A 25,810-nucleotide genomic window follows, 5' to 3' on the forward strand; every position below is an offset into this window, starting at 1 on the left:
AGGCGGCCTTGCGGCCGCCTGATTCAAGGTTCAACCCTTGCCTTTTGTGCGGGTCATGTTCGGCCCGCCATTCTTCTCGAGATGCTCGATGATGATCCCCGCCACGTTCTTGCCCGTGGTGGTTTCGATGCCTTCCAGACCCGGTGACGAGTTCACTTCCATCACCAGCGGCCCGTGGTTGGAGCGCAGGATATCCACACCCGCCACCGACAGCCCCATGACCTTGGCCGCACGCAGCGCGGTCATGCGTTCTTCCGGGGTGATCTTGATCAGGCTGGCACTGCCGCCCCGGTGCAGGTTGGAGCGGAACTCGCCGGGCTTGGCCTGACGCTTCATCGCCGCGATCACCTTGTCGCCGACCACGAAGCAGCGGATGTCGGCGCCGCCGGCCTCCTTGATGTATTCCTGCACCATGATGTTCTGCTTCAGGCCCATGAAGGCCTCGATCACCGACTCCGCCGCCGTCGCGGTTTCGCACAGCACCACGCCGATGCCCTGTGTGCCTTCCAGCACCTTGATCACCAGCGGCGCGCCGTTGACCATGTCGATCAAGTCGGGAATATCGTCCGGCGAGTGGGCGAAGCCGGTCACCGGCAAACCGATGCCCCGGCGTGACAGTAACTGCAACGAACGCAGCTTGTCCCGCGAGCGGGCGATGGCTACCGATTCGTTGAGCGGAAACACGCCCATCATTTCAAACTGGCGCAACACTGCGCAGCCATAAAACGTCACCGACGCGCCGATCCGCGGGATCACTGCATCGAAACCCTCCAGCGGTTTGCCGCGGTAGTGGATCTGCGGCTTGTGGCTGGCAATGTTCATATAGGCGCGCAAGGTGTCGATCACCACCATTTCATGCCCGCGTTCGGTTCCGGCTTCGACCAGACGGCGGGTGGAATACAGACGCGGGTTCCGCGACAGCACAGCGATCTTCATGCAACACCTGTGGAGGAGGTAGATACCGGGAACACCGGCTTGTCTTGTACATATTTGATGCCCGGATTGACCACCAGCTGGCCGTCGATCAGGGCTTTGGAACCGAGCAACAGGCGATAGCGCATGGACTTGCGGCAGGCGAGGGTGAACTCGATCGGCCAAACCCGGTCACCCAGGGCCAGGGTGGTGCTGATCACGTAGCGCACCTGGGCCTGACCGTTCGAACTCTTGATGGTCTTGCGGGCGACCAGTGGCGCTTCGCATCGCCGATGGCGTAACTGCACGACGGTGCCCAGGTGCGCGGTGAAGCGCACCCACTTCTCGCCGTCACGTTCGAACGGCTCGATGTCGGTGGCATGCAGGCTGGAGGTGCTGGCGCCGGTGTCGATTTTTGCCCGAAGGCCAGCGACTCCCAGATCCGGAAGCGCCACCCACTCGCGCAGACCGATAACGGTCAAATGGTCAAATGTCTTCAATGGAAAAAACCAACGATTAACGCGTCCACGCTTCAGGGGACACCTGGGCTAACGCTTTGAATGCGGGTCTGGCGAACCAGTAACCCTGCATCAGAAATATTCCGCAGTCCGCCAGGAAATCCCGCTCCCCCGCACTCTCTATGCCTTCGGCGATGACTGTAACGTCCAACTCCGCACAGATTGTGACAATCCCCCGAACGATAGCCTGACGAACACGGTCACGGTCGATATCGCGGATCAGCGCCATATCGAGCTTGATCAAGTCCGGTTGGAAATCGGCCAGCAGATTGAGCCCCGAATAGCCGGCACCGAAATCGTCGATGGCCGTCTTGAAGCCGAATTCGCGGTATTCACGCAGAATATTGGTCAAATGGCGATAGTTATCTACGTGCTCGCTTTCCAGTGTTTCGAAAATCAGCCGGTCGATCGGGAAATTGTGTTTTCTGGCAGCCTCCAGGGTGCTGCGAATGCATAACTCTGGACGATAGACGGCGTTGGGCATGAAGTTGATCGACAAGTGTGTCTGCATATTAAGCTCGGCTGCGCCTTCGATGGCCCGAGTCCGGCAGAGCTGGTCGAAACGGTAGCGGTTATCTTCTGTAACCTGATCCAACACCGTTAAAGCGCCTTCACCGGCCGCCCCACGAACCAGTGCCTCATAGGCGTACACCGATTCGTCACGCAGATCCACGATGGGCTGATAAGCGAACGAAAAATCGAAGCCCAGCGGCTCGCTTTGCTGGCAGCCCAGGCACCCGGATTTGGGCGAGGTCAATGAAGACGGAAATTTGGTCACTCGATCACTCCATGCCGTTGAACCGGCGAAGATCACAGTTTATCTGGAGGGCCGGATTCTTGCGCCCGACAGAATCGGTAGTACAGTTCCGACTACTGGCTGAACGAGGAATTCATATGGCGCAAAAACAGGAAGAGGACGACAAGGTCCGTCTCGACAAGTGGCTGTGGGCCGCGCGTTTTTTCAAGACTCGCGCTTTGGCCAAGGCTGCCATCGAGAGCGGCAAGGTGCATTGTCGGGGAGAGCGCTGCAAGCCTGGCAAAGAGCCACGCATTGGCGATGAGTTCGAGATTCGCACCGGCTTCGATGAGAAGACCGTTGTGGTTCAGGCCCTGTCGATCGTGCGTCGCGGTGCACCTGAGGCGCAGACGCTGTATGCCGAGACCGAGGCGAGTATTGCCAAACGTGAAGCGGCTGCGGCGATGCGCAAGGCGGGCGCCTTGGGCGTGACCACCGACGGCAAACCGAGCAAGAAGCAGCGCCGGGATCTGTTTAAATTTCGTGGGAACAGTAGCGGCGAATAAAAAAACGCAGCCTGCCGGCCTGGGTTCAAGACCCGCCGGCGGCTGCGTTTTTTTCAGTCACCGTTGATTACTGCGCGGACACCACACTCATCCGCGAAACCATCGGCAGTTTGCCCAGCAGCCGGAAAACCGGCGCCGTGACCTTCAGCCAGAAATTCGCCGCGTGATAAGCAAACGGCGTGTAGTAACCCCAGCCCAGTGCCCACACCGCCAACAGCATGCCGCCGATGTAATCGTCCTGGCCCCAATGTGCACCAGCGACCAGGCGCGGCAACATGAACAGCAGTGCCAGGCCCCAGATCACCAGGAACTGGCCGACCGTGCGACTGAACACGCCCATGAACAGTGCCCAGATCAGCAGCACCGAAGCGTGGTCACCGGGGAAGCTCTGACTCGAGCGGTCCTTCAGTTCCCAGGTCTTCTCCAGGTGCGGGAAGTAATCGCTGATGTGCACTGCGCCTTCGAGCACCATCGACGGGCTGCTGTGCTGCCAGCCCATGTGATCGGCGAACTTGGAAAACAGCGCGCGGATCACCACCATCAGCAGCAGGATCGAAAAAAATCCGAAAAAGGCGCGACGCACGTCAATCGCCCTGAACACCCAGTCGCCCTTGATCAGCAGCGTCAGCAGAATCAGGCCGACGACGATGTCGAACGGTCGCAGACTTGCAATTGCCCAGATGTGGAGCCATATGGGGTTGCTGGCCAGCGGTGCATTGAGTGTGCGGAACAGCCACTCGTCGAAAATCACACACAGCATCTGACCCGTAGGCCATAACCAGAAAGCCAGTAGTGCCAATGGCACGATGTTGCACAGAACCAGCCGGCCGAGGTTCCACCTTGATTGGAACAAACCCGGATTGTTCATAAAATGCCTCCCGTGGCTGAACATCGGCATCAAAAAGGATGCCAGAAGCGCGGGATTTTCATTCTTTGTAACCATTTTGTCATCACATTCAGATACCCAGACCTATGACCGATTTCCTCGATACCGATTACACCCAACGCTTCATCTTCGATGACAGCGACACGCGCGGCGAACTGGTGTCGCTGGAGCGCAGCTATGCCGAAGTGCTCGCCAAGCACCCGTACCCGGAACCGGTTGCGCAATTGCTGGGCGAACTGATGGCGGCCGCGTCGTTGCTGGTGGGCACCCTGAAATTCGATGGCTTGTTGATTCTTCAGGCCCGCTCCGAAGGCCCGATCCCGCTGCTGATGATCGAATGCTCCAGCGAGCGAGAAATCCGTGGCCTGGCGCGCTATCACGCCGAGCAGATTCCGGCCGATGCGACCCTCGGCGACCTGATGCCGAACGGTGTCCTGGCCTTGACTGTCGACCCGATCGCCGGCCAGCGTTATCAGGGCATCGTCGACCTCGACGGCGAAACCCTGTCCGACTGCTTCACCAACTATTTCGTCATGTCCCAGCAGGTCGGCACTCGCTTCAAGCTGTGCGCCGATGGCCGTCGTGCCCGTGGTCTGTTGCTGCAGCAACTGCCGGCCGATCGCCTGAAAGACGAAGAAGAACGCGCCGCCAGCTGGCAGCACATCACCGCGCTGGGCAACACCCTGACCGCTGATGAACTGTTGAGCCTGGACAACGAAACGGTTCTGCATCGCCTCTACCATGAAGAGCAGGTTCGTCTGTTCGATGTGCAGAAACTGCGCTTCCACTGCAGCTGCTCCCGCGAGCGTTCGGGCAATGCCCTGGTCAGCCTGGGTCTGGAAGATGCGCAGGCACTCGTGGCCGAGCAAGGTGGAAAAGTCGAGATCGATTGCCAGTTCTGCAACCAGCGCTACCTGTTCGATGCGGCAGATATCGCTCAATTGTTCGCTGGCGCGGGCGTCGAGACGCCGTCAGATACCCGGCACTAAAACGGTTCAGCGCAGGTAAATTCACTGCTCAACGACGGAATAACGCCGTTACGACGGGAGGGCCCTACTCTTTTTGGGCTTTTCTGGCATAATCCGGCCCACTTTTTTCGCGGTAGTAGTGCACGACTTTCTACTACAAAACGTTTGGAGCACACTCGGCCACTGGCCGACGGGGAACCTCATGACGCAAGCCAATAACGCCGTGTACACCGATCTGAGTGTTGATGATCTGGTAAAAGAAGCCCTGAACCGCGGTGAAGGCGAGCTTGCCGATACCGGCGCTCTGGTTGTTCGCACCGGTCACCGCACCGGCCGTTCGCCAGTCGACCGTTTCATCGTTGAAGAGCCTTCCACCCAGGCTGCAATCGCCTGGGGCCCGATCAACCGCAAGTTCCCGGCCGACAAGTTCGACGCGCTGTGGGCTCGTGTTGAAGCATTCAACAACGCGCAAGAGCATTTCGTTTCCCACGTGCATGTAGGCGCGGCCGAAGATCACTACCTGGCCGTGAAGATGACCACCCAGACTGCCTGGCAGAACCTGTTCGGTCGTTGCCTGTTCATCAACCCGGCTCAGTACAACCCGGCCGGTCGCGAAGAGTGGCAAGTGCTGAACGTCGCCAACTTCGAGTGCGTGCCTGAGCGTGACGGCACCAACTCCGACGGTTGCGTGATCATCAACTTCGCCCAGAAGAAAGTGCTGATCGCCGGCATGCGTTACGCCGGTGAAATGAAGAAAGCCATGTTCTCCGTGCAGAACTTCCTGCTGCCGGCCGCTGACGTACTGCCAATGCACTGCGCTGCCAACATCGGCGAAGAAGGCGACGTAACCCTGTTCTTCGGTCTGTCGGGCACCGGCAAGACCACCCTGTCCGCCGACGAAAGCCGTTACCTGATCGGTGACGACGAACACGGCTGGGGCGAAGGCGTTGTCTTCAACATCGAAGGCGGCTGCTACGCCAAGTGCATCGACTTGTCCGAGAAGAACGAGCCGGTCATCTGGAAAGCCATCAAGCACGGCGCGGTGCTGGAAAACGTCGTGATCGACGACGCCAAGCACGCCGACTACGCCGATGTCAGCCTGACCCAGAACAGCCGCGCGGCCTACCCGCTGGAGCACGTTGCCAAGCGTTCCGAGAAGAACCTGGGCGGCGAGCCAAACGCTGTGATCTTCCTGACCTGCGACCTGACCGGCGTCCTGCCGCCAGTGTCGATCCTCAACGAAGAACAAGCGGCCTACCACTTCCTGTCCGGCTACACCGCTCTGGTGGGCTCGACTGAAATGGGTTCGGGCAGCGGCATCAAGTCGACCTTCTCCACCTGCTTCGGCGCACCGTTCTTCCCGCGTCCGGCCGGCGAATACGCTGAGCTGCTGATCAAACGCATCCGCGGCTTCGGCTCCAAGGTCTACCTGGTCAACACCGGCTGGACCGGCGGCGGCTACGGCGTCGGCAAACGCTTCAACATCCCGACCACCCGCGCGGTGATCGCAGCGATCCAGAGCGGCGCGCTGATCGGTGCAGCCACCGAGCACCTGGACACCATCAACCTGGACGTGCCACTGGCCGTACCGGGCGTCGAAACCAACCTGCTCAACCCACGCAACACCTGGGCTGACAAGGCTGCGTACGACGAAGCTGCCAAAGCACTGGCCGGTCTGTTCATCGAGAACTTCAAGAAGTTCGAAGTGAGCGACGCGATCAAGGCTGCCGGGCCTAAGTTGTAAGACTTAGTTCTGGTAAATGAAAAAGCCGCCTCTTGAGGGCGGCTTTTTTGTGGGTGACGGGTTGGATTTCATTGTCAGATCAACTGCCATTATTCCCGCACAATCCGCGTTAAACAGCCAGAATAATGCTACTTAAGGAGCCGCGAATCCCCTGAGCATTTTCTCTCCAGCCATCATGGCCATTGCCGTCTGGTATGCAGCACTCGTAGTACTTCCACAACGTCAACTTTGATTGCGTAGATGATGACGTAGTTTGGAGTGACGACGATTTCGCGGGTACCTTCCGCGATACCTTTTCGGTACAGGGCTGGGTGCTGGCGAGCGCTTTCTCCTTTCAGTTCGAAGGCCTCATCGAGTTCAATCGCTGCAACGGGATTTTCCTGGCTGATACGCTCCATGATGTTGTCTCGGTCATCCAGCGCTTCTTGGCGCCAGACCAACCTCATCAACGTGCTCGCTGACGCAGGGCATCCCGTTTGGCGGCAAATATCCTGCGAGCGTCTTCATCGCTGACGCTGGGTCTTGGGTCATCAATGCTGATTTGTACCTGTTGCTTGACCCATTCTTCATACGCAGCTGCTTCATGAGCTTGTTTCATCGCTTCGGCGCGATCAGGGCGAGCATAGGTTTTTATCTGTAGGGGGTCGTAACTGGAGGCGTCCACATCGAAGTGATTGATGCCCACTCCTTGCAGGTAGGTCACCAGTGTTTCAAGCCGCTTGAACAGACGTACCTGGCCACTGCGTTGTGCGGTCAGTGAGTATTCTTTGCTTCCTTGCTGAATCTGAATCGACCAGCCACCGGGTTTGGCGACGATATGTGCGCTACTGATCGAACCGTTCTCAAACAGCCGCGTGAGAGTGCTGTGATCAATGGTTTCAGTGGTCATGAAGGCAAGCCCTTGGTTGAACAATGGCTCCCATCGTACGCAATCAATAATAGTTTGCAAAATTCTGATCCTTAAGTTTCGCGCCGGAGATGTCAGCGTCAGTGTTCGAGATAGGGGCAGGCAGTTCTAGCTGTGAACACGCCTGCCGAGGAATTCGTCAGGCCGGCGCTTTCCAGTTGAGCATTCGTTGCTGGGCGACCTGGAGCAGGTCATAGCCGTCTTTGGTGAGAAGGTAGAGCGCGTGGGTGATGTGCGGGATGTCTTCTACGTCGGCGTGTTTGAAGCAGAGGCAGTAGAGGGTTTGCAGCAGGTCGCTTGAGGCGCGCAGGCGCTGGACGGCGCATTCGAGGATGTCTTGCGGGTTGGCTTCGGTGTCGATGACGAGGGGCTTGGTATCGGTGAGGTTGGAGTCGAGTGGGCGGTAGCGATCGGAGTGGAGCTCGTTCCATGATTTCATTTTTTAGATCCTCAATTGCTTCGAATGAAGCCACCACATCGTGACCAAGCGACTGGAGGCGACTGTGTTCGGGTTGGTCAACCGGTGAGGATCATGCACATACCCGGCACGCTCGAAAGCGTCCCAAACACAGCCACCATAACGCTGCTGGCAATTGAGTGCCGGCAGCATACAGCGGACGCGAATGCATGATCCATTCGGGTGACCAAGCCCGAGTCGCTGAATTGGCAGCGACAGTCACAACTATAGGTTTCAGCCCACTGGCGCCGATAGAAGACAAGGCGCCGCTGCGTGTAGGAACGGGATGCAGATTCGGGCAGTCCGTTCCTACAGATCAATCACGGTTTTCAACGAATCGCCCGATACCCCTCAACATCCAGCACACTCGTGGTCAGCCCGGTCGCCGGGCTGTAGATCGTGCCTTTCACCGTCGAAAACGGAACGCCTTTGCTGCCCAACGAAACGTAGCGCTCGCCTTGATCCAGCTCGGTGAACCAGGTGTAGGAACACTTTTCCATGGCCTTGTACTTCGCTGCCGAGTTGACGATGGTGGCGGCATGGTTGCGCAGGTCGGCGTCGGTGAGGTTGAGGTTTTTGTCGAGTACGGTGCCCCAGCGTTTCAGGCAGACCTCGGCAAAGTGGCGGACGATGAGGCCGGGTTCGGCCAGCACTTTTGGACCACTGTTGCCGTCGGCGGAGGCGTTGCCGACCAGGGTGGCGTGACGGCCGGGCATGGGGAAGATGCTGGTCTTGGTGCCGGTCGCGGTTTGCGGGATGACGCAACTGAAGCCCTTGGAGCGCTCATCCCGTGCATAGAAACCCACATATTCTTTTACGTTGGCGTTGAGCTTTACCCGTTGTTCCTGAAAGTTGCCAATACCTGGTACCGGGTCGATGGCAAAGATATTCACTGGGATGTTTTTCAGTGCACTGTCGTTGAACATGGCATTGGCCAGCATATGGCAACTGATGCCGCCGCGGCTCCAGCCCACCAGATTGACTTTTGTTGGAATAACACCGTCCTTGCGAAAGGTTTTAATAATCTGTTCCTGTAACTTCTGTTGCGTGACGCTGCGATCGCCATAGTTATATTTACGCCACAGCCAGGAACCTTCGACTTTTACATCTTCAATCGGGATGCCAGCGGCTTTGAGGCGGTTGTATTCCGCTTCGGTCAGTTGCTCGCGCTGCCAGTCGCACTTGCCTTTGATGATGTTCATCGCGTGCAGGACGTTTTCCTCCCAGCCCTTGCCGAACAAGGTCCCGCTGAGGCCGTAGTCCTTGGATTGGGTGAACAGTTCATCGGCTTGCAGGTTGCTGGTGCCGGGGCCATCGACCACGATCCATTCGGCGAACTCGCGACCGACGTGATGAGAGGCAAGTGTGGAAACCAATTCACCGTCCCAATAGTTTTCGTGGGCGTTATCAAACTTTGTCGAACCTGTACCGCAAAAGAAAATAGTCAGCGTAGTCATGTTGTTGCTCTTGATTGATGTAAGAGCAAACAGGCTAGTTCCAATCTTTGTTGTAATGGAAGTGATGGGTTGTTGCGAACTTTGTAAGTTGGTCAGCTGGCTTTAACTATTTATTTGCTGTCTGGCAACTTCCAGCAAGTCACAGCCGTCCTGCGTCAACAAATAAAGCGCATTGACGATGTTGGGGATATCTTTCACATCGGCCTGTTTGAAACACAAACAGTAAAGAGTTTCCAGCAGATCACTGGCGGCACGCAGGCGTTGATCGGCGGCATTGAGCAGGTCACCCGGTGCAGCTGCGGTGTCGATGACCATTACCGGGTTGTCGCCGTTGCAGGTCTTGAGAGGGCGAAAACGAGTATTCAGCGGTGTGAACATGTTCATGGTTGAGGCGTGTCCTTTACGAAGTCGCTTCGGCGGGCCGACACAGTGTTTTCAGTCGCGCCGGCCACTATAGAAGGGCGCCGTCGAGTGGGACAAGACAGCCACAATGGACAGAATTCGTAGGGGTTTTTCCGGGGTACGGGCATTTGCCCTACGCGTTTTTGCGGCTTTTTCACAGCCAAACCCTGATGGGCGAAATTTCCTACGTGTTTGTCGGGCGATTCCCGTTAAACATCTGTATGGTGCGCGCCAGAATCCGTGGGGTGTTTCCAAACGTCCGACACAGACTTAAAGGGAATTAGGTATGCAGTGGCTACGAATGGCCTCGATCGTTTTGCTATGGGCGGGTGGTTGTCGTTTGGCGTTGGCCTCCGAGGCGGGCAATGGACTGGTGCTCACCCAAGTGGAGCGCACCGAATGGCCGGACGCACTCACGACCCAGGCCAGCATCGACACGGCGTCCCGCGCCGAAGTGCTGATGTTCGGCAAGGCACTGCTGGCCAGCGAAGGCCTGGATGAGTCCGGGCTGAAACAACGTCTGGGCGTGCCGCATGTGCAGCTCAAGTCGATCCGCCAAGTGCGTGACGGCCTATGGGATCGTTTGCTCACCACCTATCGCAACGCCAGCCAGAACTGCGACGAGCAAGCGTTCTGTCCTCGGGTGCGCAGTGTCGCCGACCTGCGTCAGTTGGCGGCGGCATTCACCGGTGATATCAGCCCGGCCCATGCACTGTGGGCCAGCAAAAGCCAGGGCGTGCATGAGCAGCTGTTGAACGAGCAATTGCGAGTGGCGGTGTTGCAGCCGTAGTCCCGCTGTCACGGCCCCGCCGTCACGACGTTGGCCAAAGGCTGGAGGTCGTCGGGTATCATCCCGTATCGATTTGACCCCCGACCTTTTCTCGACTCGCTGCGATCGCCCGCTAGGCTGTTGGCATCACAGCGGTCAACGGAGTGACAGCGAATGCACAACACCCTGGAACAGGTTTTCGGTTATCCACAGTTTCGACCCGGCCAGGAGACCGCAATCAGCGCCGTTCTCGCCGGGCGCTCGGCCGCCGCGATATTTCCCACCGGCTCCGGCAAGTCCCTTTGTTACCAGGTACCGGCACTCCTGCTGCCACACCTGACGCTGGTGGTCTCGCCGCTGCTGGCGTTGATGCAGGATCAGCTCGAGTTTTTGCGACGACACGGGATTTCGGCAGGCAGCATCGATTCGGCGCAGAGCCGCGAAGACGCCAACGATGTGATGGCTCGCGCCCGTTCGGGCGAACTGAAGATCCTGATGATTTCCGTGGAGCGCTTGAAGAACGAGCGCTTTCGCAACTTTTTGCAGCAGGTGCCGATCTCGCTGCTGGTGGTGGACGAGGCGCACTGCATCTCCGAATGGGGCCACAACTTCCGCCCCGACTACCTCAAGCTGCCGGACTACCAGCGCCAGTTCAACATCCCGCAGACCCTGCTGCTTACCGCCACGGCAACGCCGAAGGTCATCGCCGACATGCAGGCGAAATTCGCCATCGCGGCAGAAGATGTGGTGACCACCGGTTTCTATCGACCCAACCTCAATCTGCTGGTCGAGCCGGTGCGTGGGCAGGACAAGCGCCGACGGCTGGTGGAGTGGATGAGCGAGCGCGCGGGCCAGCCGAGTATTGTCTACGTCACCCTGCAGAAAACCGCCGAGCAGATTGCCGAACATCTTGAGCGCAATGGCATTCAGGCCGAGGCTTATCACGCCGGTTTACCCCATGAGCAACGGGACGCGATCCAGAAGCGCTTCATGGGCGGGCAGTCCAATTGCATCGTCGCCACCATCGCCTTCGGCATGGGCATCGACAAGAGCGACATCCGCAACGTGGTGCATTTCGACCTGCCCAAATCCATCGAAAACTACAGCCAGGAAATCGGCCGCGCCGGGCGTGACGGGCAGCCGTCCGACTGCCTGGTGCTGGCCAACCGCGACAGCCTCAATGTGCTGGAAAACTTCGTGTATGGCGACACGCCGGAACAGGACGGTATTCGTCACGTGCTCGACGAATTGCAGGCCGCCGCACCCGAAGGCCAATGGGAATTTCTGCTCGGGCCGCTGGCGGACCAGAGCAACATCCGTTCGTTGCCTTTGAAGACGTTACTGGTGCAACTGGAGCTGCGAGGACTGATTGCCCCGCGCTACGCGTACTACGCCGAATACCGTTTCAAATACCTGCTGGAGCCCGAGGCGTTGCTTGAGCGTTTCGAAGGTGAACGGAGGGATTTCGTCGCCGCGATCATCCAGACCTCAAGCCGCGCACGCACCTGGGCTACGGTGAATTTCGAGGCGATGTACGAGCAGTATTCCGCCGAGCGCAATCGGGTGGTGAAGGCGCTGGATTACTTTCAGGAAAAGGGCTGGGTCGAGCTTGAGAGCAAGCAAATGACCGAGGTCTACAACGTCCTGCGCGGCGATTTCGACAGCCAGACCCTGAGCGCTGAACTGCATGAGTATTTCACCCGCCATGAGCAAACCGAAGTGGCGCGGATTCACGCCATGCTCGAGCTGTTCACCACCGAGCGATGCCTCGGATATCGGCTGGCCGAATATTTTGGCGATCACAATGCGCCGCAGCAGTGCGGACATTGCTCGGTGTGTCACGGGCACGTCGCCCGGTTGCCGGCGCCTCCGGAACTGCCGGCGCTTGTGGATAAAAATTTTGCGGCGTTGTGCGGCGATTTTATCCACAGGCATCAGCAGCACGCTGGCAGTGCTCCGTCGGCGGAGCGATTGACCCGATTCCTGTGCGGAATCAGCGTGCCGTTGTTTACCAAGCTCAAGGCCCGGGCCATTTCCGGGTTTGCGGCGCTGGAGGAATATCCTTACGCCGAGGTTCGGGCCTGGGCTCAGACACATCTTTGAGGTCTCGAATCCATCTGCTGAATGTCGATCATCACGGCAATGAACTTCAAAAATGCCCGGTGGCTGACTATGGTGATGGCTGTCTTCGGATCGCCAACAAGAGAACAACATGAGCCAGACATCCTTCGCTATTCAGCAGGCCGCCGTGATCGGCGCCGGCACCATGGGCCGCGGCATCGTCATGTGCCTGGCCAACGCCGGCGTGTCAGTGCAGTGGGTCGATAACAATCCACAAATGCTCGAACAGGCGCTGGCCACGGTGGCCGATATCTACGCGCACAACGTGCGACAGGGACGGATCGACCAGGCCGAGGCCGATGCGCGGATTGCCCGTATCAGTGCGGCGCCAGACTATGTGGCGATTCGCAACGTCGACCTGGTGATCGAAGCGGTGTACGAAAACCTCGAACTCAAGCAGAAGATCTTCCGCGAGCTCGATGGCGTGCTGAAGCCCGAGGCGCTGCTGGCGAGCAATACCTCGGCGCTGGACATCGACGCCATTGCCGCCGCGACACGACGCCCGACTCAAGTGCTGGGCCTGCATTTCTTCAGCCCGGCGCACATCATGAAATTGCTGGAAATCGTCCGTGGCGCGCAGACCTCACCGGCAGTGCTTGAAGCGGCGCTTGAGCTGGGCAAACGCATGGGCAAGGTCAGTGTGGTGTCGGGCAACTGCCACGGTTTTATCGGCAACCGCATGCTGCATCCGTATGTGCTTGAAGCACGCAAGATGTTGCTCGAAGGGGCGTACCCGCACCAGGTCGATGCGGCATTGCAGAGCTTCGGTTTCGCCATGGGGCCGTTTCGCATGTACGACGTGGTCGGCATCGATCTCGAGTGGCGTGCCCGCGAGCTGGCCGGCAAGGGGCAGGACGCGCCCGAGGTTCAGGTGGATAACCGCTTGTGCGAACAGGGTCGCTTCGGTCAGAAGTCCGGTAATGGCTATTACCATTACGAGCCGGGCAGCCGTCAGGCCGAGCATGATCCCGAGGTCGATGCGCTGGTGTTGAGCGTCAGCGAAGGGTTGGGATTTCATCGGCGGGATATCGGCTCGGAGGAGATCCTTGAGCGGTGCTTGCTGGCGTTGGTCAATGAAGGCGCGAAGATCCTGCAGGAAGGGATTGCCGAGTCGGCGCATGACATCGATCAGGTCTACCTGAATGGCTATGGCTTCCCGGCGGAGCGGGGCGGACCGATGGCCTGGGCGGATGATCAGGGGCTGGCCGACATTCACAAGCGATTGCTGGCGCTGGAAACCCGGCAGGGCGACCACTGGCGGCCGGCGCCATTGATCGGCGAGCTGGCGGCGCGAGGCAAGGGTTTTTACCTTTAGACTGGGCAGATCACTCCAGGAATCGACACTGATGTCCAACCCGATGCCGCAACGCAGCGATTACCCGCACTTCCAGCCGATCACCACGCGCTGGCATGACAACGACGCCTACGGCCACGTCAACAACGTCACCTATTACAGCTTCTTCGACACGGCGGTGAACACGTACCTGATCCAGGTCGGAGGGCTGGATATCCATGACGGCGAGGTGGTGGGGTTTGTGGTGAGTTCGTCCTGCGACTATTTCGCGTCGATCGCTTTTCCGGATCGAATCGAGATTGGTCTGCGGGTCGGCAAGCTGGGCAACAGTTCGGTGCAATACGAACTGGCGGTGTTCAAGGAGGGAGAACAGGAAGCCTGTGCCGCCGGACGTTTCGTGCATGTATTCGTCGACCGGGCATCCAATCAGCCGGTGTCGATTCCGGCCCCATTGCGCGATGCGCTGGAACGCCTGACGGTGTGACAGGCAAAAAAAATCGCAGCCCGGGGGAGCTGCGATTTTTCTTCAAGCCTTCGCCTCAGCGGTGGCGATAGTACTTGTGATGCTTGCGATGGCCGTAGGCATGACCGCGACCACGGTGGTCGTCACGGTAGTAGCGACGGTCACGACCACGGTCGTAATGACGATCGTCGTCATCGCTCTTGTTGCCCATGTAGTTGCCCAGCGCGCCACCCGCGCCGCCGCCGGCTGCTGCGCCGATCAGGCTGCCGGTGGTGCCGCCCATGCTGCGGCCGACCACGTTGCCGCCGGCTGCGCCCAGCGCACCGCCGATGGCTGCTTCGCCACGGCTGCGCTTGTCGGCGCCGACCGCACTACCACCCGCGCCGCCCAAGGCTGCGCCAATGGTTGAACCTGTACTGCCGCCTAGCGATTGACCGACGACCGAGCCAAGAACCCCGCCCAATGCGCCGCCCACACCTGCTTCGGTGGTGCCTCCGGCAGAAGCGAAGCCACTGACCAGGCCAAGGGACAACAAGAGAATCGAGGAGAACTTCATAGAGGAGCCTCAAAGGGATGACGGCGCGATCCTGAGGCTCTGGAATGGGCGTGACAATCGAAATCCGACGAATAACACGACTTGTATACAATTCTGCAAGTTACTGATTTTTGGACGGAACTTAACGGTTTTTCGCCGGTCTTTAGCTACTTCGGACAGGCCGCTTTGATCACAAAGCGGCCTTTTTTGTGGGCGTTTGAAAAGTGTCTGCGCGTTCTATCGAGTCTGATTTTCGGACGCAGAGCGTCCTTGGCTGCGCTCCCACGCAGAACGTGGGAGCGATCAGGATCAGGCCGACTTGGCCATGATCAGCCCCGTTTCACTCGCCGCTTCCAGCCGGATAGCAATAAACTTCGACGTCGGCGTATGGCTGCCATCGCCGGTGCTTTCCAGCGGCACCAACGGGTTCACCTCAGGGTAATAAGCCGCCGCCTGCCCCGCCGGAATATCGAACGCCAGCAGCGTGAAGCCCTTCACCCGACGCTCGCGGCCGTCGTCCCACAGCGACACGATGTCAGCCTTTTGCCCCGGCTTGAAGCCCAGACGAATGATGTCCGCCTCGTTGGCGAACAGCACATCACGTTGCCCCTTCACGCCGCGATAACGATCGTCGAGACCATAAATCGTGGTGTTGTACTGATCGTGGGAACGCATCGATTGCAGGATCAGGTCCGGCAGTTGGCCGGTAGCGCGAGTGCGCTCGTGGATCAGGTCCTTGGGCAGCATGTTCGGCTTGAAGTTGGCCCGGCCGGAAGTGGTATTCCATTTGCGCGCGCCGGCGCTGTTGCCGAGGTAGAAACCGCCCGGGTTCTTGACCTTCTCGTTGAAATCCTTGAAGCCCGGAATGGTGTCGGCGATCAGCTCGCGGATGCGCCGGTAGTCGGCCACCAGCCAGTTCCAGTCCACCGGTTTGCTGCCCAGGGTCGCGGCGGCGATGCCGGCAATGATCGACGGCTCCGAGCGCATCTGGTTCGACAGTGGCTGCAACTGACCGTTGGACGCGTGCACCATGCTGAACGAGTCTTCCACGGTGACGGCTTGCGGGCCTTCGGTCTGGATGTCGATGTCGGTACGGCCCAGGCACGGCAGGATCAACGCATCCTTGCCGTGAGCCAGGTGGCTGCGGTTGAGCTTGGTGCTGATCTGCACGGTCAGGTCGCAGTTGCTCAGGGCCTGGAAGGTACGCGGGCTGTCCGGTGTGGCTTGGGCGAAGTTGCCGCCCAGCCCGATGAACACCTTGGCGCGACCTTCTGCCATCGCGTGAATCGCTTCGACCACGTTGTGCCCGTTGTGACGCGGCACCTTGAACTGGAAGCGACGCTCCAGGGAATCGAGGAACGCCACCGGCGGACGCTCGTTGATGCCCATGGTGCGGTCGCCCTGCACGTTACTGTGGCCACGCACCGGGCACAGACCGGCGCCGGGTTTGCCGATGTTGCCGCGCAGCAGCATCAGGTTGGCGATTTCCTGGATGGTCGGCACCGAGTGACGGTGCTGGGTGATGCCCATCGCCCAGCACATGATCACGTTCTTGCCTTTGGCGTACATGCGCGCCGCTTGCTCGATTTCCACCAGGGTCAGGCCGGACTGCGCGACGATCTGCTCCCACGGCGTGTCATCGACGACGCCGAGGTATTCCAGCACGTTGACGCTGTGTTCATTGAGGAAGTCGTGATCGAACACCGCCGGCGCGCCAGCCTTCTGCGCATCGCGTTCCCATTGCAGCAGGAACTTGGCCATGCCGCGCAGCACCGCCATGTCGCCGCCCAGTGCCGGGCGGAAATACGCGGTGTTGGTCGGCTTGTCGCCGTTGGTGAGCATTTCGATCGGGTGCTGTGGATGCTGGAAGCGTTCCAGGCCGCGTTCTTTCAGGGGATTGATGCACACCACCTGAGCGCCGCGTTTCACCGCTTCACGCAGGGGTTCGAGCATGCGCGGGTGGTTGGTGCCGGGGTTCTGGCCCCAGACGAAAATCGCATCGGCATGTTCGAAGTCGTCGAAGGTCACGGTGCCTTTGCCGACGCCGACACTCTGCGCCAGGGCCACGCCGCTGGCCTCGTGGCACATGTTCGAGCAGTCGGGGAAGTTGTTGGTGCCGAAGGCGCGCACGAACAGTTGATACAGGTACGCCGCTTCGTTGCTGGCGCGGCCCGAGGTGTAGAACTCGGCCTGATCCGGGCTCGACAGCGCTTGCAGGTGTTTGCCGATCAGCGCGTAGGCATCGTCCCAGCTGATCGGCTTGTAGCGATCGGTTTCGGCGTCATACACGACCGGCTCGGTCAGACGGCCCTGATACTCGAGCCAGTAATCGCTCTGTTCCAGCAACGCGGTGACGCTGTGCTTGGCGAAAAATTTGCCATCGACTCGACGCTTGGTCGCTTCCCAGTTCACCGCCTTGGCGCCGTTCTCGCAGAACTTGACCATGCCGCTTTCCGGCGAGTCGCCCCAGGCGCAGCCCGGGCAGTCGAAGCCGCCGTTCTGGTTGGTCTTGAGCATCATGCGCAGGTTTTTCAGCGCGTTGTCGCTGGTCAACCAGGCCTGGGCCACGCTGATCAGGGCGCCCCAGCCACCGGCCGGGCCCTTGTAAGGCTTGTAGCGCGGAACGGGTTTCTGGTCGGCTTGATGATGTTGGCTCACGGGTGTTTCTCCATTTCTGGGCTATACACCCGCGGCGCGTTCTTCTGCGGCAGGTGGATGAGATTGAGGTTGTGGCGTCGGGCCCATTGCACGGCGAGGCCGGTGGGCGCGGACAGGCTGACCAGGGTCTGAATCCCGGCCCGCAGGACTTTCTGGATCAATTCGAGGCTGCAACGGCTGGTGACAATCGCCAGGCCGCCGGCTGTGGATATCTTTTGTCGGATCAGGCCGCCGATCAGCTTGTCGAGGGCGTTGTGCCGGCCGATGTCTTCACGGCCCAGCAGCAATTCACCACTGGCGTTCATGAACACCGCGGCATGCACCGCGCCGCAGTGCTGGCCCAGCGGCTGGAACGCGCCGATGCGCTGACGCAAACCTTCGAGCCATTCGATGGGCGGTAAAGGTGCGCCGGGCAAAACCTTCAAATCAGGCAGCGCCTGCTCCACCGCTTCCACGCCGCACAACCCGCAACCGCTGGTGCCGGCCAGTTGCCGACGCTGTTGCTTGAGGTTCCAGAAGGCGCGGTTGGCGATGGTCACTTGTGCGTATTGCGCCGAGCCCGAGCCGGTCAATTGCAGGTCGTAGATGTCCGATGCGTCTTCGATGATGCCGCTGCCGAGGCTGAAACCGACGATGAAGTCTTCAAGGTCGGTCGGCGTCACCAGCATCACGGCCTGACTGATGCCGTTGTAGGCAATCGCCAACGCGACTTCTTCGGCCAGCGCGGTGCTGGCCGATTCCGCGAGGGGGAGATCGCTGTAGCTGTAGGTCTGACTGGCGGCTGGCGCGGGCGTTTCGAGAGCAGGCGCCGCGCAGGCCGGGCGCTTGGCGTTCATGGCATCACCGACGGATTGATCAACGTTAAGACTAGGCGCGGCAAGTTGTCGCGTCTAATCGCTAGTGTCGATCCTTCGATAGATGCCGTCGATCAAGCGTCCGTGGGTGATTTCTGATAAAGCGCGAAACACGCCTCGGCCAGCGCCGATCGTGGTGCCCCGCGACGCATGATCAGCCCCAGTCGGGCAAGGGTCTGGGCGTTTTCGATGGGTTGCAGGCGCAGGTTATCCGTGAGGTTTTCCAGACCGCCGTCCAGCGGCATCACCGCGCAGCACAGCCCGCCGTGCACAGCTTGCAACAATTGGTGGACGGCGTCGGTTTGCAGCAAAGGTTGCGGCGTCAGGCCACGACTGTGGAAGTTATGGTCGATGGACTGGCGAAAGTGCATGCCGCTGGTGAGCATGCCCAGGGGCAGTTCGATCAGTGATTCCCAGCTCAGCGGTGCTTCGCCAAAGCTGAAGAACCGCTGGTCGTAGAGCAGGCCCATCTGCGTCTCACTGAAGGCCAGGGATTCAAACCGCTCGCCGTCGAGGCGATCCAGATAAGACACGCCAATGTCGATGCGATTGTTCGCCAGTTGCTCCAGAACCTGTTCCGAGCTCAGCGAGGACAGTTCGAAGCGCAGGTTCGGGTGTTGCGCGTGCAGGCGCTGCATCAAAGGCAGCGCATCGAAACTCGACAACGGCACCACGCCCAGCCGCAGGGTGCCGATCAGATTGCCGCGACAGGCCGCCGCTTCCGCCTGCAAGCCGTCATAAGCCGCCAGCACCGTGCGCGCCCAGGCCAGTACCCGTTCGCCCGGCGCGGTGAACCCTTCGAAGCGCTGGCCACGGTTGACCAGCGGCAGGTCGAGTTCTTCTTCGAGGCTGCGCAGGCGCATCGACAAGGTCGGCTGGGTGATGTGGCAGCGGGCGGCGGCCTGGCCGAAGTGGCGGGTTTCGTCGAGGGCGATGAGGAATTTCAGCTGCTTGATGTCCATCTTCGCTCCGGGGCGCTGGCAAGGGTGGGCGATTCTACCGCTTGCGCGAGGGCAGGGTCATTGGTCGGGCCGGAACCGGGTTTGTCCGGGGTGGTCTAGGCTTGGGCGTCTGGAACTTAAATCAAGGAGTGTGCGCTATGAGTCTTTTGAGCTTTGTGAAAGAGGCCGGTGAGAAGTTGCTAGATCTGTTGACCCCTGGCAACGCCAATGCCAGCGAGCAATTGAAGGAGCACATCAGCAAGGTCGGGTTGGGTAACCCGAATGTCCAGGCGACCGTGGACGGTGACAAGGTGACGGTCACCGGTGAAGTGGCGAGCCAGGAAGAGAAAGAGAAGATTCTTCTGGCAGTGGGCAACATTGCCGGTGTCGGCAGCGTCGATGACCAGATCACCGTGACCGGGCCGGTTGTGGCGGCGGCGCGTTTTGTGGTCGTGAAGAAGGGCGACACCCTCAGCGCGATTTCCCTGGCGGTGTACGGCAACGCCAACCAGTACAACAAAATTTTCGAGGCCAACAAGCCGCTGCTGTCACACCCGGACAAGATTTATCCGGGGCAGACGCTGCGTATTCCTGAATAACCGCAGATATCGCTATCGCGAGCAGGCTCGCTCCCACATTTGAATGCATTTCAGTTGTGGTAGCGAGCCTGCTCGCGATGAGGACGATGCGGTCTACAGGCCCGCAATCAAATCCCGATAATCCTCGACCGCCGCAAACTCCCCGGTGTCCTTCGGCCCTTTGCGGCTGTCCGGCTCCTTCACGGCCAACAGATGCGCCACGCCGAAATTCCGCGCACTGCGCAGGATCGGCAAGGTGTCGTCGATGAACAGGCTGCGTGCCGGGTCAAAACCGATGTCGGCCTGCAAGGCGTCCCAGAATTGCGGGTTCTCCTTGGGGAAACCGTAATCGTGGGAGCTGATCATCCGTTCGAAGTACGGTGCCAGTTCGATTCGTTCCAGTTTCAGCGACAGTGAATCGCGGTGCGCGTTGGTGATCATCACCACGCGTTTGCCGGCTCGTTTGATCGCTTCCAGAAAGGTGTCGGCGTCCGGGCGCAGGGCGATCAGGTGGGCGGTTTCCAGTTTCAGCTCACGCACCGACAGCTTCAGTTCCGCGCTCCAGAAGTCCAGGCAGTACCACTGCAATTGACCGGCATGGCGCTCGAACAGTGGCTGCAATTCCATTTCCGCCATGGCCCGGCTCACGCCATGCAGTTCGGCGTAGCGCTGCGGCAGGTGTTCCAGCCAGAAGTGGTTGTCGAAGTGCAGATCCAGCAACGTGCCGTCCATATCGAGCAGAACGGTATCGATGTCGGACCACGGTAATGAAGGCATGGCAACGTCTCGAACGGTAGAAAGATATCCGACGCAAACAATCGGAAAAGCCGCGTTATAGTAGCGCGTTCACGCCAAGGAGCTTTGCATGCGCCAGAAACCCACCGTACTTGCCCGCGAGATCGTCGCCACCAGCCGGCTGTTCTGCGTCGAAGAGCTGAAGCTGCGTTTCTCCAACGGCGTGGAACGCACCTACGAGCGGCTGGTCGGCAAGGGCGCCGGCTATGGCGCGGTCATGATCGTGGCGATGCTCGATGCCGAGCACGCGGTGCTGGTCGAGGAATACTGCGGTGGCACCGACGAATATGAACTGTCGTTGCCCAAAGGCCTGATCGAACCCGGCGAAGATGTGCTGGCTGCCGCCGAACGCGAGCTCAAGGAAGAAGCCGGTTATGGCGCGCGACAACTGGAGCATCTGACCGAGCTGTCGTTGTCCCCCGGTTACATGAGCCAGAAGATACAGGTGGTGCTGGCCACCGATTTGTACGAAGAACGCCTCGAAGGCGATGAGCCCGAGCCGATGCGTGTGGACAAGGTCAACCTGCGGGAGCTGTCGACGCTGGCGCAAAATCCGAATTTCAGTGAGGGACGCGCCCTGGCGGCGTTGTACCTGACCCGCGACCTGCTGACCCAGCGCGGATTTTTCCAGTCATGAGTGAGATGCCGATGAGTTTTCCCCATCCGTTGATGGCGCCGGTGGTCGAGCTGGCATTACGGGCCGGTGAGGCGATCCTGCCGTTCTGGCGTGCCGATGTGGCCGTCACCGCCAAGTCCGATGATTCGCCGGTGACGGCGGCGGACATGGCCGCGCATCACGTGATCGTGGCCGGCCTGACAGCGCTGGATCCGAGCATTCCGGTGCTGTCCGAAGAGGACGCCAATATCCCGCAAAGCGTGCGCGCGGGCTGGCAGCGCTGGTGGCTGGTGGATCCGCTGGATGGCACCAAGGAGTTCATCAGCGGCAGCGAAGAATTCACCGTCAACATCGCGCTGATCGAGAATGGCCGGGTGGTGTTCGGTGTGGTGTCGATGCCGACCAACGGGCGGTTCTACGTCGGCGGCGCGAGACTCGGTGCCTGGCGCGGCGATACGGGCGGTACGCCGGTGGCGATTCAGGTTCGTGATGTGCCCGGTCCTGGCGAAGCCTTCACCGTGGTTGCCAGCCGCCGTCATTCGAGCCCGGAGCAGGAGCGCTTGTTGACCGGATTGAGTGCCAGCCTTGGCGAGTTGCAGCTGGCCAACATCGGCAGTTCGCTGAAGTTCTGTCTGCTGGCCGAAGGTGCTGCCGATTGCTACCCGCGTCTGGCGCCGACTTCGCAGTGGGACACGGCAGCGGCGCAGGGCGTTCTGGAAGGGGCGGGTGGCGAGGTGCTGGACCTGAGTGGCGAAGCGTTCTGTTATCCACCACGAGAGTCGTTGTTGAACGGTTTCTTCCTGGCGTTGCCGGCGAAAGCCGCATGGCGGGCGAAGCTGCTCGAACTCGCCCGCTCGTAAGCGCTTTCTGTCTTCAGCGGTGCAGGACGTACTGCCCGCTGAACGTCACCGCATCTTCATCGCTTCCTGTATTGACGACCCGCGTATGCAGCGTCAGTCGCGCCCGTCCGTAGCGTTGATACATCGCCAGAAACTTCTTCCACACCACAGTGCTCGGTGACGGGCAGATCGCAATGGCATCGCCGGTGACCGGCAGTGGATAACTGATCTGTCCTTCCTGAATCACGATGTGCCCGTCCTCGATACCTTCCTCTTTCAAACGCAAATGCAGCCAGCCCCAACCCGCCAGCACCGCGCCGCAATACAGGCTGCCGCCGAACATGGTGCTCTTGTGATTGACGTTGGCGTCCAGCGGCAGGTGCAGGCGTAGTTGCTGTTCCTGCCAGTCGAGCACCTTGAGGCCCATGTCCCGGGTCAGCGGGATGTCGTGGTGAAGAACGGATTCCAGATAACGACTGTCGTGCTTCATGCCCGGACCTCTTGCGGCAGAAAAGTGAATTGAGCGTGCTTCATTCGGATTCGTCGGAATGGCCGCCGCTGCCAGCGAAATTCAGCCCGTGCTTGCGCAGTTTGTCGTGCAGGGTCTTGCGCGGAATGCCCAGGGCTTCGGCGAGACTGCGCACGGAACCGTGAGAGCGGGCCAGTTCGGCGGCGATCAGGGATTTCTCGAAGTTTTCCACTTGCTCGCTGAGCCCACCTGCGGTGATTTCGACGGTGGTGCCGGGGCTGCCATCGGGCAGCGTGTTGTCCAGTGCCAGTTCCAGGCCGAGGGCAAAGCGCTCCGCCGCGTTCTGCAATTCCCGCACGTTGCCCGGCCATGAATGCCGCAGCAGCAACGCCCGTTGCGCCGGTTGCAGTTCATGCGGTGGCAGACCATGGCGCGCGCTGGCTTCATCGGCGTAATGCTGGAACAGCATCAACGCGTCTTCGCCCCGTTCACGCAGTGGCGGAATGCGCAGCGGCGCCACGTTGAGGCGGTAATACAAGTCCGCCCGGAAACGTCCCTGATCGGCGGCCTGACGCAGGTCTTCCTTGGTGGCGGCAATGACGCGGATGTCCAGCGGGATCAACTGATTGCCGCCCAGGCGTTCGACCACGCGCTCCTGCAGCATGCGCAGCAGTTTGACCTGCACATCCATGCTCATGCTTTCGATTTCGTCGAGGAACAGCGTGCCGCCATTGGCGAATTCGAACTTGCCGATCCGGCGCTTTTGCGCGCCGGTGAAAGCGCCGGGCTCATGGCCGAACAATTCGCTTTCGACCACCGACTCGGCCAGCGCTCCGGCGTTGATCGCCACGAACGGGCCGTTACGCCGGCTCGACAGATCGTGCAGGGCGCGGGCGACGACTTCCTTGCCGGCGCCGGTTTCGCCGAGGATCAGCACGTCGGCTTTGGTCGCCGCCAGTGCGCCGATCTGCTCGCGCAGGCGTGACATCGGCGCGGACTGGCCGACCAACCGCGCGCTCAGTTCGTTGCGATCACTCAGGGCCATGCGCAGGCTGCGGTTGTCCAGCACCAGGCGCCGCAGAGCCAGGGCGCGGCGCACGCTGTCGAGCAGGGCGTCGCTGGCGAAGGGTTTTTCCAGAAAGTCATAAGCACCGGCGCGCATGGCCTGCACGGCCAGTGGCACGTCGCCGTGGCCGGTGATCAGCAGCACCGGCAGTTCCGGATCCTGGGCGTGCAGTTCGCTCAGCAGTTCCAGGCCATCCATGCCGGGCATGCGGATGTCGCTGACCACCACGCCCGGCCAGTCGCGCTCGAGTTGCGCGGCCAGGCCCTTGGCTTCGGACAGTGGAAGAATTTTCAGGCCGGCCAGATCCAGGGTCTGGCCGAGAGCCTGCCGCAGGTGCGGGTCGTCGTCGATCAGCACCACCTGAATGCGGTTGTCGATGGTCATGCGCTTCGATCCTCGGACGGTTGCAGGCTGACCCCGGGCGCGCCGGCGCGCAGCCGCAGGGTGATCAAGGCGCCACCTTGCTTGTGGTTGGCGAACGACAGTTCACCACCGAAGGCGCGCATCAGGGTTTCGCAAATGGCCAACCCCAGACCGAGACCCTGAGTGCGGGTCTTGGTCGTGTAAAACGGTTCGCTGGCGCGGCCCAGGGCTTCCATGCAGAAACCCGGGCCATTGTCGCGAATGTACAGGTTGACGCCTTCGTCGGTGGATTCGGCACTCAGCCACAATTTGCGCGGCGGGCCTTTTTCCGTCAGGGCGTCGAGGGCGTTGGCCAGCAGGTTACCCAACACCTGACGCAGACGGGTTTCCCCGGCCTCGACCCACAGGGTGGCGGCGGGCAGGTCACGGATCAGCTCGACATCCATGCTGCGGCGACGTTTGGCCAGCAAGGCGAGCGCGTCGTCCAGCGCCGGTTGCAGGGCGACGCTTTCCGGGGCGTGGCGGTCGCGGCGGGCGAAGGCGCGCAGGTGGGCGATGATCGAGGCCATGCGCCCGGTCAGCTCGCTGATCAGCTTGAGGTTACCGCGGGCATCTTCGGTGCGTTCGTGGTCGAGCAGCACTTCGGCGTTCTCGGCGTAGCTGCGGATCGCCGCCAGCGGCTGGTTAAGTTCGTGGCTGATGCTCGCCGACATTGTCCCCAGCGCCGACAGTTTGCCGGCCTGCACCAGATCGTCCTGGGCGCGCACCAGTTCCTGCTGGGCCTGTTCGCGTTCAAGCACTTCCTGTTTCAGGCGGCGGTTGAGGCCTTCGAGATCGCTGGTGCGTTCGGCGACCCGCCCCTCAAGCTCCCGTCGGGCCTTGGCTTCGAATGCGATCCGTTCCAGATAATGACGACGACGCTGCATCATCAGGCCCAGCAATAGCATCACCACCAGCAAGGTGGCGCCGCCGATCGCCACCACCGTGCGCACCGGTCGGTCGATCAACGTGCGCGGGGCCAGAATGCTGACGCTCCAGCCGGTTTCCGCGATGTCCTGGGTCTGCGGCAGCCACGCGGTCGGGCTCAGATTCAGCGGGCGTGGCTCGCGGGTCGGGTAGGGCTGGATTGCGGTGATCGCCGCACGCTCGGCATCACTCAGAGTGCGGGTCGCGCGAAAGCGCCATTCCGGGCGCGAGGTGAGGATGACGACACCGTTGTGGTCGGTCACCAGCAGTTGTTCCGGGGTTTTGCCCCACAGGCTTTCGGTGTGGTCGAGGTCAACCTTGATCACCAGCACCCCGATGATTTTCTCGCCATTGCGCACGGCAGCGGCGAAGAAGTAGCCGCGCTTGGCGGAGGTGGTGCCCAGACCGAAGAAGCGCCCGAGGCGGCCGGCCATGGCCTCGCTGAAGTACGGCCGGAAAGAGAAATTGCGCCCGACGAAACTGTCGTGCTTGTCCCAGTTCGATGCCGCGAGCGTCTGGCCGCTGGTGTCCATCAGGTACATGACTTCGGCGCCGGTCTGCGCCGCGATGTTCTTCAACAGGCGGTTGGCGTTGCCCTGGGTCACGCCGTCATCCGGCGCCCCGAGCACCGCGCGCAGGGCCGGGAGGTCGCCGAGGATTTGCGGCAGCACTTCATAGCGATGCAGCGTGCCCAGCAGGTTGGCGACGTAGAGGTCGAGGGTCTGGCGGTTCTGGCCGGCCAGTTCGCTGCGGTAATAGCGCTCGGCCAGATGTTCCAGCGGCCACAGCAGCGGTGCCAGGCACAGAGCCAGCAGGGCAAGACTGCGCCAGCGGGGGCGGCGGGGAAGGGTCGGAGTCATGAGCATCGAGCGCCTGTGGGTACAGGCGCATTATGCCTAGGCTTGCCGGCGCAGTCTGCGCACCCGTGGT

General features: G+C 60.6%; 27 protein-coding genes. 10 read left to right on the forward strand and 17 right to left on the reverse strand.

The genetic code is table 11. The features are described from left to right. Positions 1-30: 30 nt before the first annotated feature. Genes rimK through CAF90_RS23030 form a run of 3 tightly spaced genes read right to left on the reverse strand, consistent with a single transcriptional unit; the run spans position 31 to position 2,208 of the window. Positions 31-936 (reverse strand): 30S ribosomal protein S6--L-glutamate ligase, encoded by a 906-nt coding sequence (gene rimK / locus CAF90_RS23020; protein ID WP_007952690.1) that lies wholly within the window; start codon positions 934-936, stop codon positions 31-33. After that, complete coding sequence (locus CAF90_RS23025) at positions 933-1,379, reverse strand: ATP-dependent zinc protease (protein ID WP_170844915.1); 447 nt, start codon at positions 1,377-1,379, stop codon at positions 933-935. Before CAF90_RS23025 ends, rimK begins: the two co-directional genes overlap by 4 nt. 49 nt (positions 1,380-1,428) lie before the next feature. Continuing rightward, positions 1,429-2,208: an EAL domain-containing protein gene (locus CAF90_RS23030; RefSeq protein ID WP_007952688.1), complete on the reverse strand. Its 780-nt coding sequence runs from the start codon at positions 2,206-2,208 to the stop codon at positions 1,429-1,431. 116 nt (positions 2,209-2,324) lie between these two features. Here CAF90_RS23030 and CAF90_RS23035 point away from each other — a divergent pair, with 116 nt between their 5' ends. Further along, positions 2,325-2,732 (forward strand): RNA-binding S4 domain-containing protein, encoded by a 408-nt coding sequence (locus CAF90_RS23035; RefSeq protein ID WP_007952687.1) that lies wholly within the window; start codon positions 2,325-2,327, stop codon positions 2,730-2,732. Between the two features lie 67 nt (positions 2,733-2,799). Here the strand turns inward: CAF90_RS23035 and CAF90_RS23040 are convergent, their stop codons facing one another. Continuing rightward, the gene (locus tag CAF90_RS23040; protein ID WP_007952685.1) at positions 2,800-3,600 is read right to left on the reverse strand and encodes a phosphatase PAP2 family protein; all 801 of its coding nucleotides are present in this window, start codon (positions 3,598-3,600) and stop codon (positions 2,800-2,802) included. A gap of 104 nt (positions 3,601-3,704) precedes the next feature. On the opposite strand from CAF90_RS23040, the gene hslO reads away from it, so the two are divergent. Both hslO and CAF90_RS23050 read left to right on the forward strand, forming a co-directional pair. Beyond that, entirely contained in the window at positions 3,705-4,607 is a 903-nt protein-coding gene (gene hslO, locus CAF90_RS23045; RefSeq protein ID WP_085608616.1) for an Hsp33 family molecular chaperone HslO, read from the forward strand. 181 nt (positions 4,608-4,788) lie between these two features. Continuing rightward, complete coding sequence (locus tag CAF90_RS23050) at positions 4,789-6,330, forward strand: phosphoenolpyruvate carboxykinase (RefSeq protein WP_007952682.1); 1,542 nt, start codon at positions 4,789-4,791, stop codon at positions 6,328-6,330. Between the two features lie 173 nt (positions 6,331-6,503). Here CAF90_RS23050 and CAF90_RS23055 read toward each other — a convergent pair whose 3' ends face one another. From CAF90_RS23055 to CAF90_RS23075, 5 genes are all read right to left on the reverse strand, one after another. Continuing rightward, complete coding sequence (locus CAF90_RS23055; RefSeq protein WP_085608617.1) at positions 6,504-6,776, reverse strand: type II toxin-antitoxin system RelE/ParE family toxin; 273 nt, start codon at positions 6,774-6,776, stop codon at positions 6,504-6,506. Then, positions 6,776-7,219 carry a hypothetical protein gene (locus CAF90_RS23060; protein WP_039764743.1) on the reverse strand — a complete coding sequence of 148 codons (444 nt, stop codon included), beginning with the start codon at positions 7,217-7,219 and terminating at the stop codon, positions 6,776-6,778. Before CAF90_RS23060 ends, CAF90_RS23055 begins: the two co-directional genes overlap by 1 nt. Positions 7,220-7,376: 157 nt before the next feature. Beyond that, complete coding sequence (locus CAF90_RS23065) at positions 7,377-7,676, reverse strand: hypothetical protein (RefSeq protein ID WP_007952679.1); 300 nt, start codon at positions 7,674-7,676, stop codon at positions 7,377-7,379. A 347-nt stretch (positions 7,677-8,023) separates the two neighbouring features. After that, complete coding sequence (locus CAF90_RS23070; protein WP_085608618.1) at positions 8,024-9,151, reverse strand: hypothetical protein; 1,128 nt, start codon at positions 9,149-9,151, stop codon at positions 8,024-8,026. Positions 9,152-9,253: 102 nt separating this feature from the next. Then, positions 9,254-9,535 carry a hypothetical protein gene (locus CAF90_RS23075; RefSeq protein ID WP_085608619.1) on the reverse strand — a complete coding sequence of 94 codons (282 nt, stop codon included), beginning with the start codon at positions 9,533-9,535 and terminating at the stop codon, positions 9,254-9,256. A 304-nt stretch (positions 9,536-9,839) separates the two neighbouring features. Between CAF90_RS23075 and CAF90_RS23080 the strand changes: the two genes are divergently transcribed. The 4 genes from CAF90_RS23080 to CAF90_RS23095 all read left to right on the forward strand — a co-directional run bounded on the left by CAF90_RS23080 (position 9,840) and on the right by CAF90_RS23095 (position 14,221). Then, positions 9,840-10,343, forward strand: a complete 504-nt coding sequence (locus CAF90_RS23080; RefSeq protein WP_085608620.1) for a polysaccharide deacetylase — start codon at positions 9,840-9,842, stop codon at positions 10,341-10,343. Positions 10,344-10,496: 153 nt separating this feature from the next. After that, a complete protein-coding gene (locus CAF90_RS23085) occupies positions 10,497-12,425 on the forward strand; it encodes an ATP-dependent DNA helicase RecQ (protein WP_085608621.1) in 1,929 nt (642 codons plus the stop codon). Between the two features lie 109 nt (positions 12,426-12,534). Continuing rightward, positions 12,535-13,758 carry a 3-hydroxyacyl-CoA dehydrogenase gene (locus tag CAF90_RS23090; protein ID WP_085608622.1) on the forward strand — a complete coding sequence of 408 codons (1,224 nt, stop codon included), beginning with the start codon at positions 12,535-12,537 and terminating at the stop codon, positions 13,756-13,758. 31 nt (positions 13,759-13,789) lie between these two features. Beyond that, the gene (locus CAF90_RS23095; RefSeq protein WP_085608623.1) at positions 13,790-14,221 is read left to right on the forward strand and encodes a thioesterase family protein; all 432 of its coding nucleotides are present in this window, start codon (positions 13,790-13,792) and stop codon (positions 14,219-14,221) included. Between the two features lie 55 nt (positions 14,222-14,276). Here CAF90_RS23095 and CAF90_RS23100 read toward each other — a convergent pair whose 3' ends face one another. From CAF90_RS23100 to CAF90_RS23115, 4 genes are all read right to left on the reverse strand, one after another. Continuing rightward, positions 14,277-14,756: a YMGG-like glycine zipper-containing protein gene (locus CAF90_RS23100; protein WP_085608624.1), complete on the reverse strand. Its 480-nt coding sequence runs from the start codon at positions 14,754-14,756 to the stop codon at positions 14,277-14,279. Positions 14,757-15,044: 288 nt separating this feature from the next. Continuing rightward, positions 15,045-17,393: an FdhF/YdeP family oxidoreductase gene (locus CAF90_RS23105; RefSeq protein ID WP_085608625.1), complete on the reverse strand. Its 2,349-nt coding sequence runs from the start codon at positions 17,391-17,393 to the stop codon at positions 15,045-15,047. Beyond that, the gene (fdhD, locus tag CAF90_RS23110) at positions 17,390-18,229 is read right to left on the reverse strand and encodes a formate dehydrogenase accessory sulfurtransferase FdhD (RefSeq protein WP_085608626.1); all 840 of its coding nucleotides are present in this window, start codon (positions 18,227-18,229) and stop codon (positions 17,390-17,392) included. The genes CAF90_RS23105 and fdhD overlap by 4 nt, the downstream gene beginning before the upstream one ends. A 92-nt stretch (positions 18,230-18,321) precedes the next feature. Further along, positions 18,322-19,209: a LysR family transcriptional regulator gene (locus CAF90_RS23115; protein WP_064382760.1), complete on the reverse strand. Its 888-nt coding sequence runs from the start codon at positions 19,207-19,209 to the stop codon at positions 18,322-18,324. 137 nt (positions 19,210-19,346) lie between these two features. Between CAF90_RS23115 and lysM the strand changes: the two genes are divergently transcribed. Beyond that, the gene (gene lysM / locus CAF90_RS23120) at positions 19,347-19,787 is read left to right on the forward strand and encodes a peptidoglycan-binding protein LysM (RefSeq protein WP_039764611.1); all 441 of its coding nucleotides are present in this window, start codon (positions 19,347-19,349) and stop codon (positions 19,785-19,787) included. Between the two features lie 93 nt (positions 19,788-19,880). Here the strand turns inward: lysM and yrfG are convergent, their stop codons facing one another. After that, positions 19,881-20,543, reverse strand: coding sequence for a GMP/IMP nucleotidase (yrfG, locus tag CAF90_RS23125; protein WP_085608627.1), 663 nt, complete (start codon positions 20,541-20,543; stop codon positions 19,881-19,883). Positions 20,544-20,631: 88 nt separating this feature from the next. On the opposite strand from yrfG, the gene nudE reads away from it, so the two are divergent. Beyond that, positions 20,632-21,198, forward strand: a complete 567-nt coding sequence (gene nudE, locus CAF90_RS23130; RefSeq protein WP_007952641.1) for an ADP compounds hydrolase NudE — start codon at positions 20,632-20,634, stop codon at positions 21,196-21,198. A 5-nt stretch (positions 21,199-21,203) separates the two neighbouring features. Further along, complete coding sequence (gene cysQ / locus CAF90_RS23135; RefSeq protein WP_085608628.1) at positions 21,204-22,037, forward strand: 3'(2'),5'-bisphosphate nucleotidase CysQ; 834 nt, start codon at positions 21,204-21,206, stop codon at positions 22,035-22,037. Between the two features lie 13 nt (positions 22,038-22,050). Here the strand turns inward: cysQ and CAF90_RS23140 are convergent, their stop codons facing one another. The 3 genes from CAF90_RS23140 to CAF90_RS23150 are packed head-to-tail and all read right to left on the reverse strand — an operon-like array spanning position 22,051 to position 25,740. After that, complete coding sequence (locus CAF90_RS23140; protein WP_085608629.1) at positions 22,051-22,506, reverse strand: thioesterase domain-containing protein; 456 nt, start codon at positions 22,504-22,506, stop codon at positions 22,051-22,053. A 40-nt stretch (positions 22,507-22,546) separates the two neighbouring features. After that, entirely contained in the window at positions 22,547-23,935 is a 1,389-nt protein-coding gene (locus CAF90_RS23145; protein WP_085608630.1) for a sigma-54 dependent transcriptional regulator, read from the reverse strand. Continuing rightward, on the reverse strand, positions 23,932-25,740 hold the full coding sequence (locus CAF90_RS23150) for an ATP-binding protein (RefSeq protein WP_085608660.1): 1,809 nt from the start codon (positions 25,738-25,740) through the stop codon (positions 23,932-23,934). The genes CAF90_RS23145 and CAF90_RS23150 overlap by 4 nt, the downstream gene beginning before the upstream one ends. Positions 25,741-25,810 lie beyond the last annotated feature (70 nt).

It is taken from the genome of Pseudomonas sp. B37(2017), from assembly GCF_002112885.1.
In the GTDB taxonomy this organism is placed as follows: domain Bacteria; phylum Pseudomonadota; class Gammaproteobacteria; order Pseudomonadales; family Pseudomonadaceae; genus Aquipseudomonas; species Aquipseudomonas paraglycinae.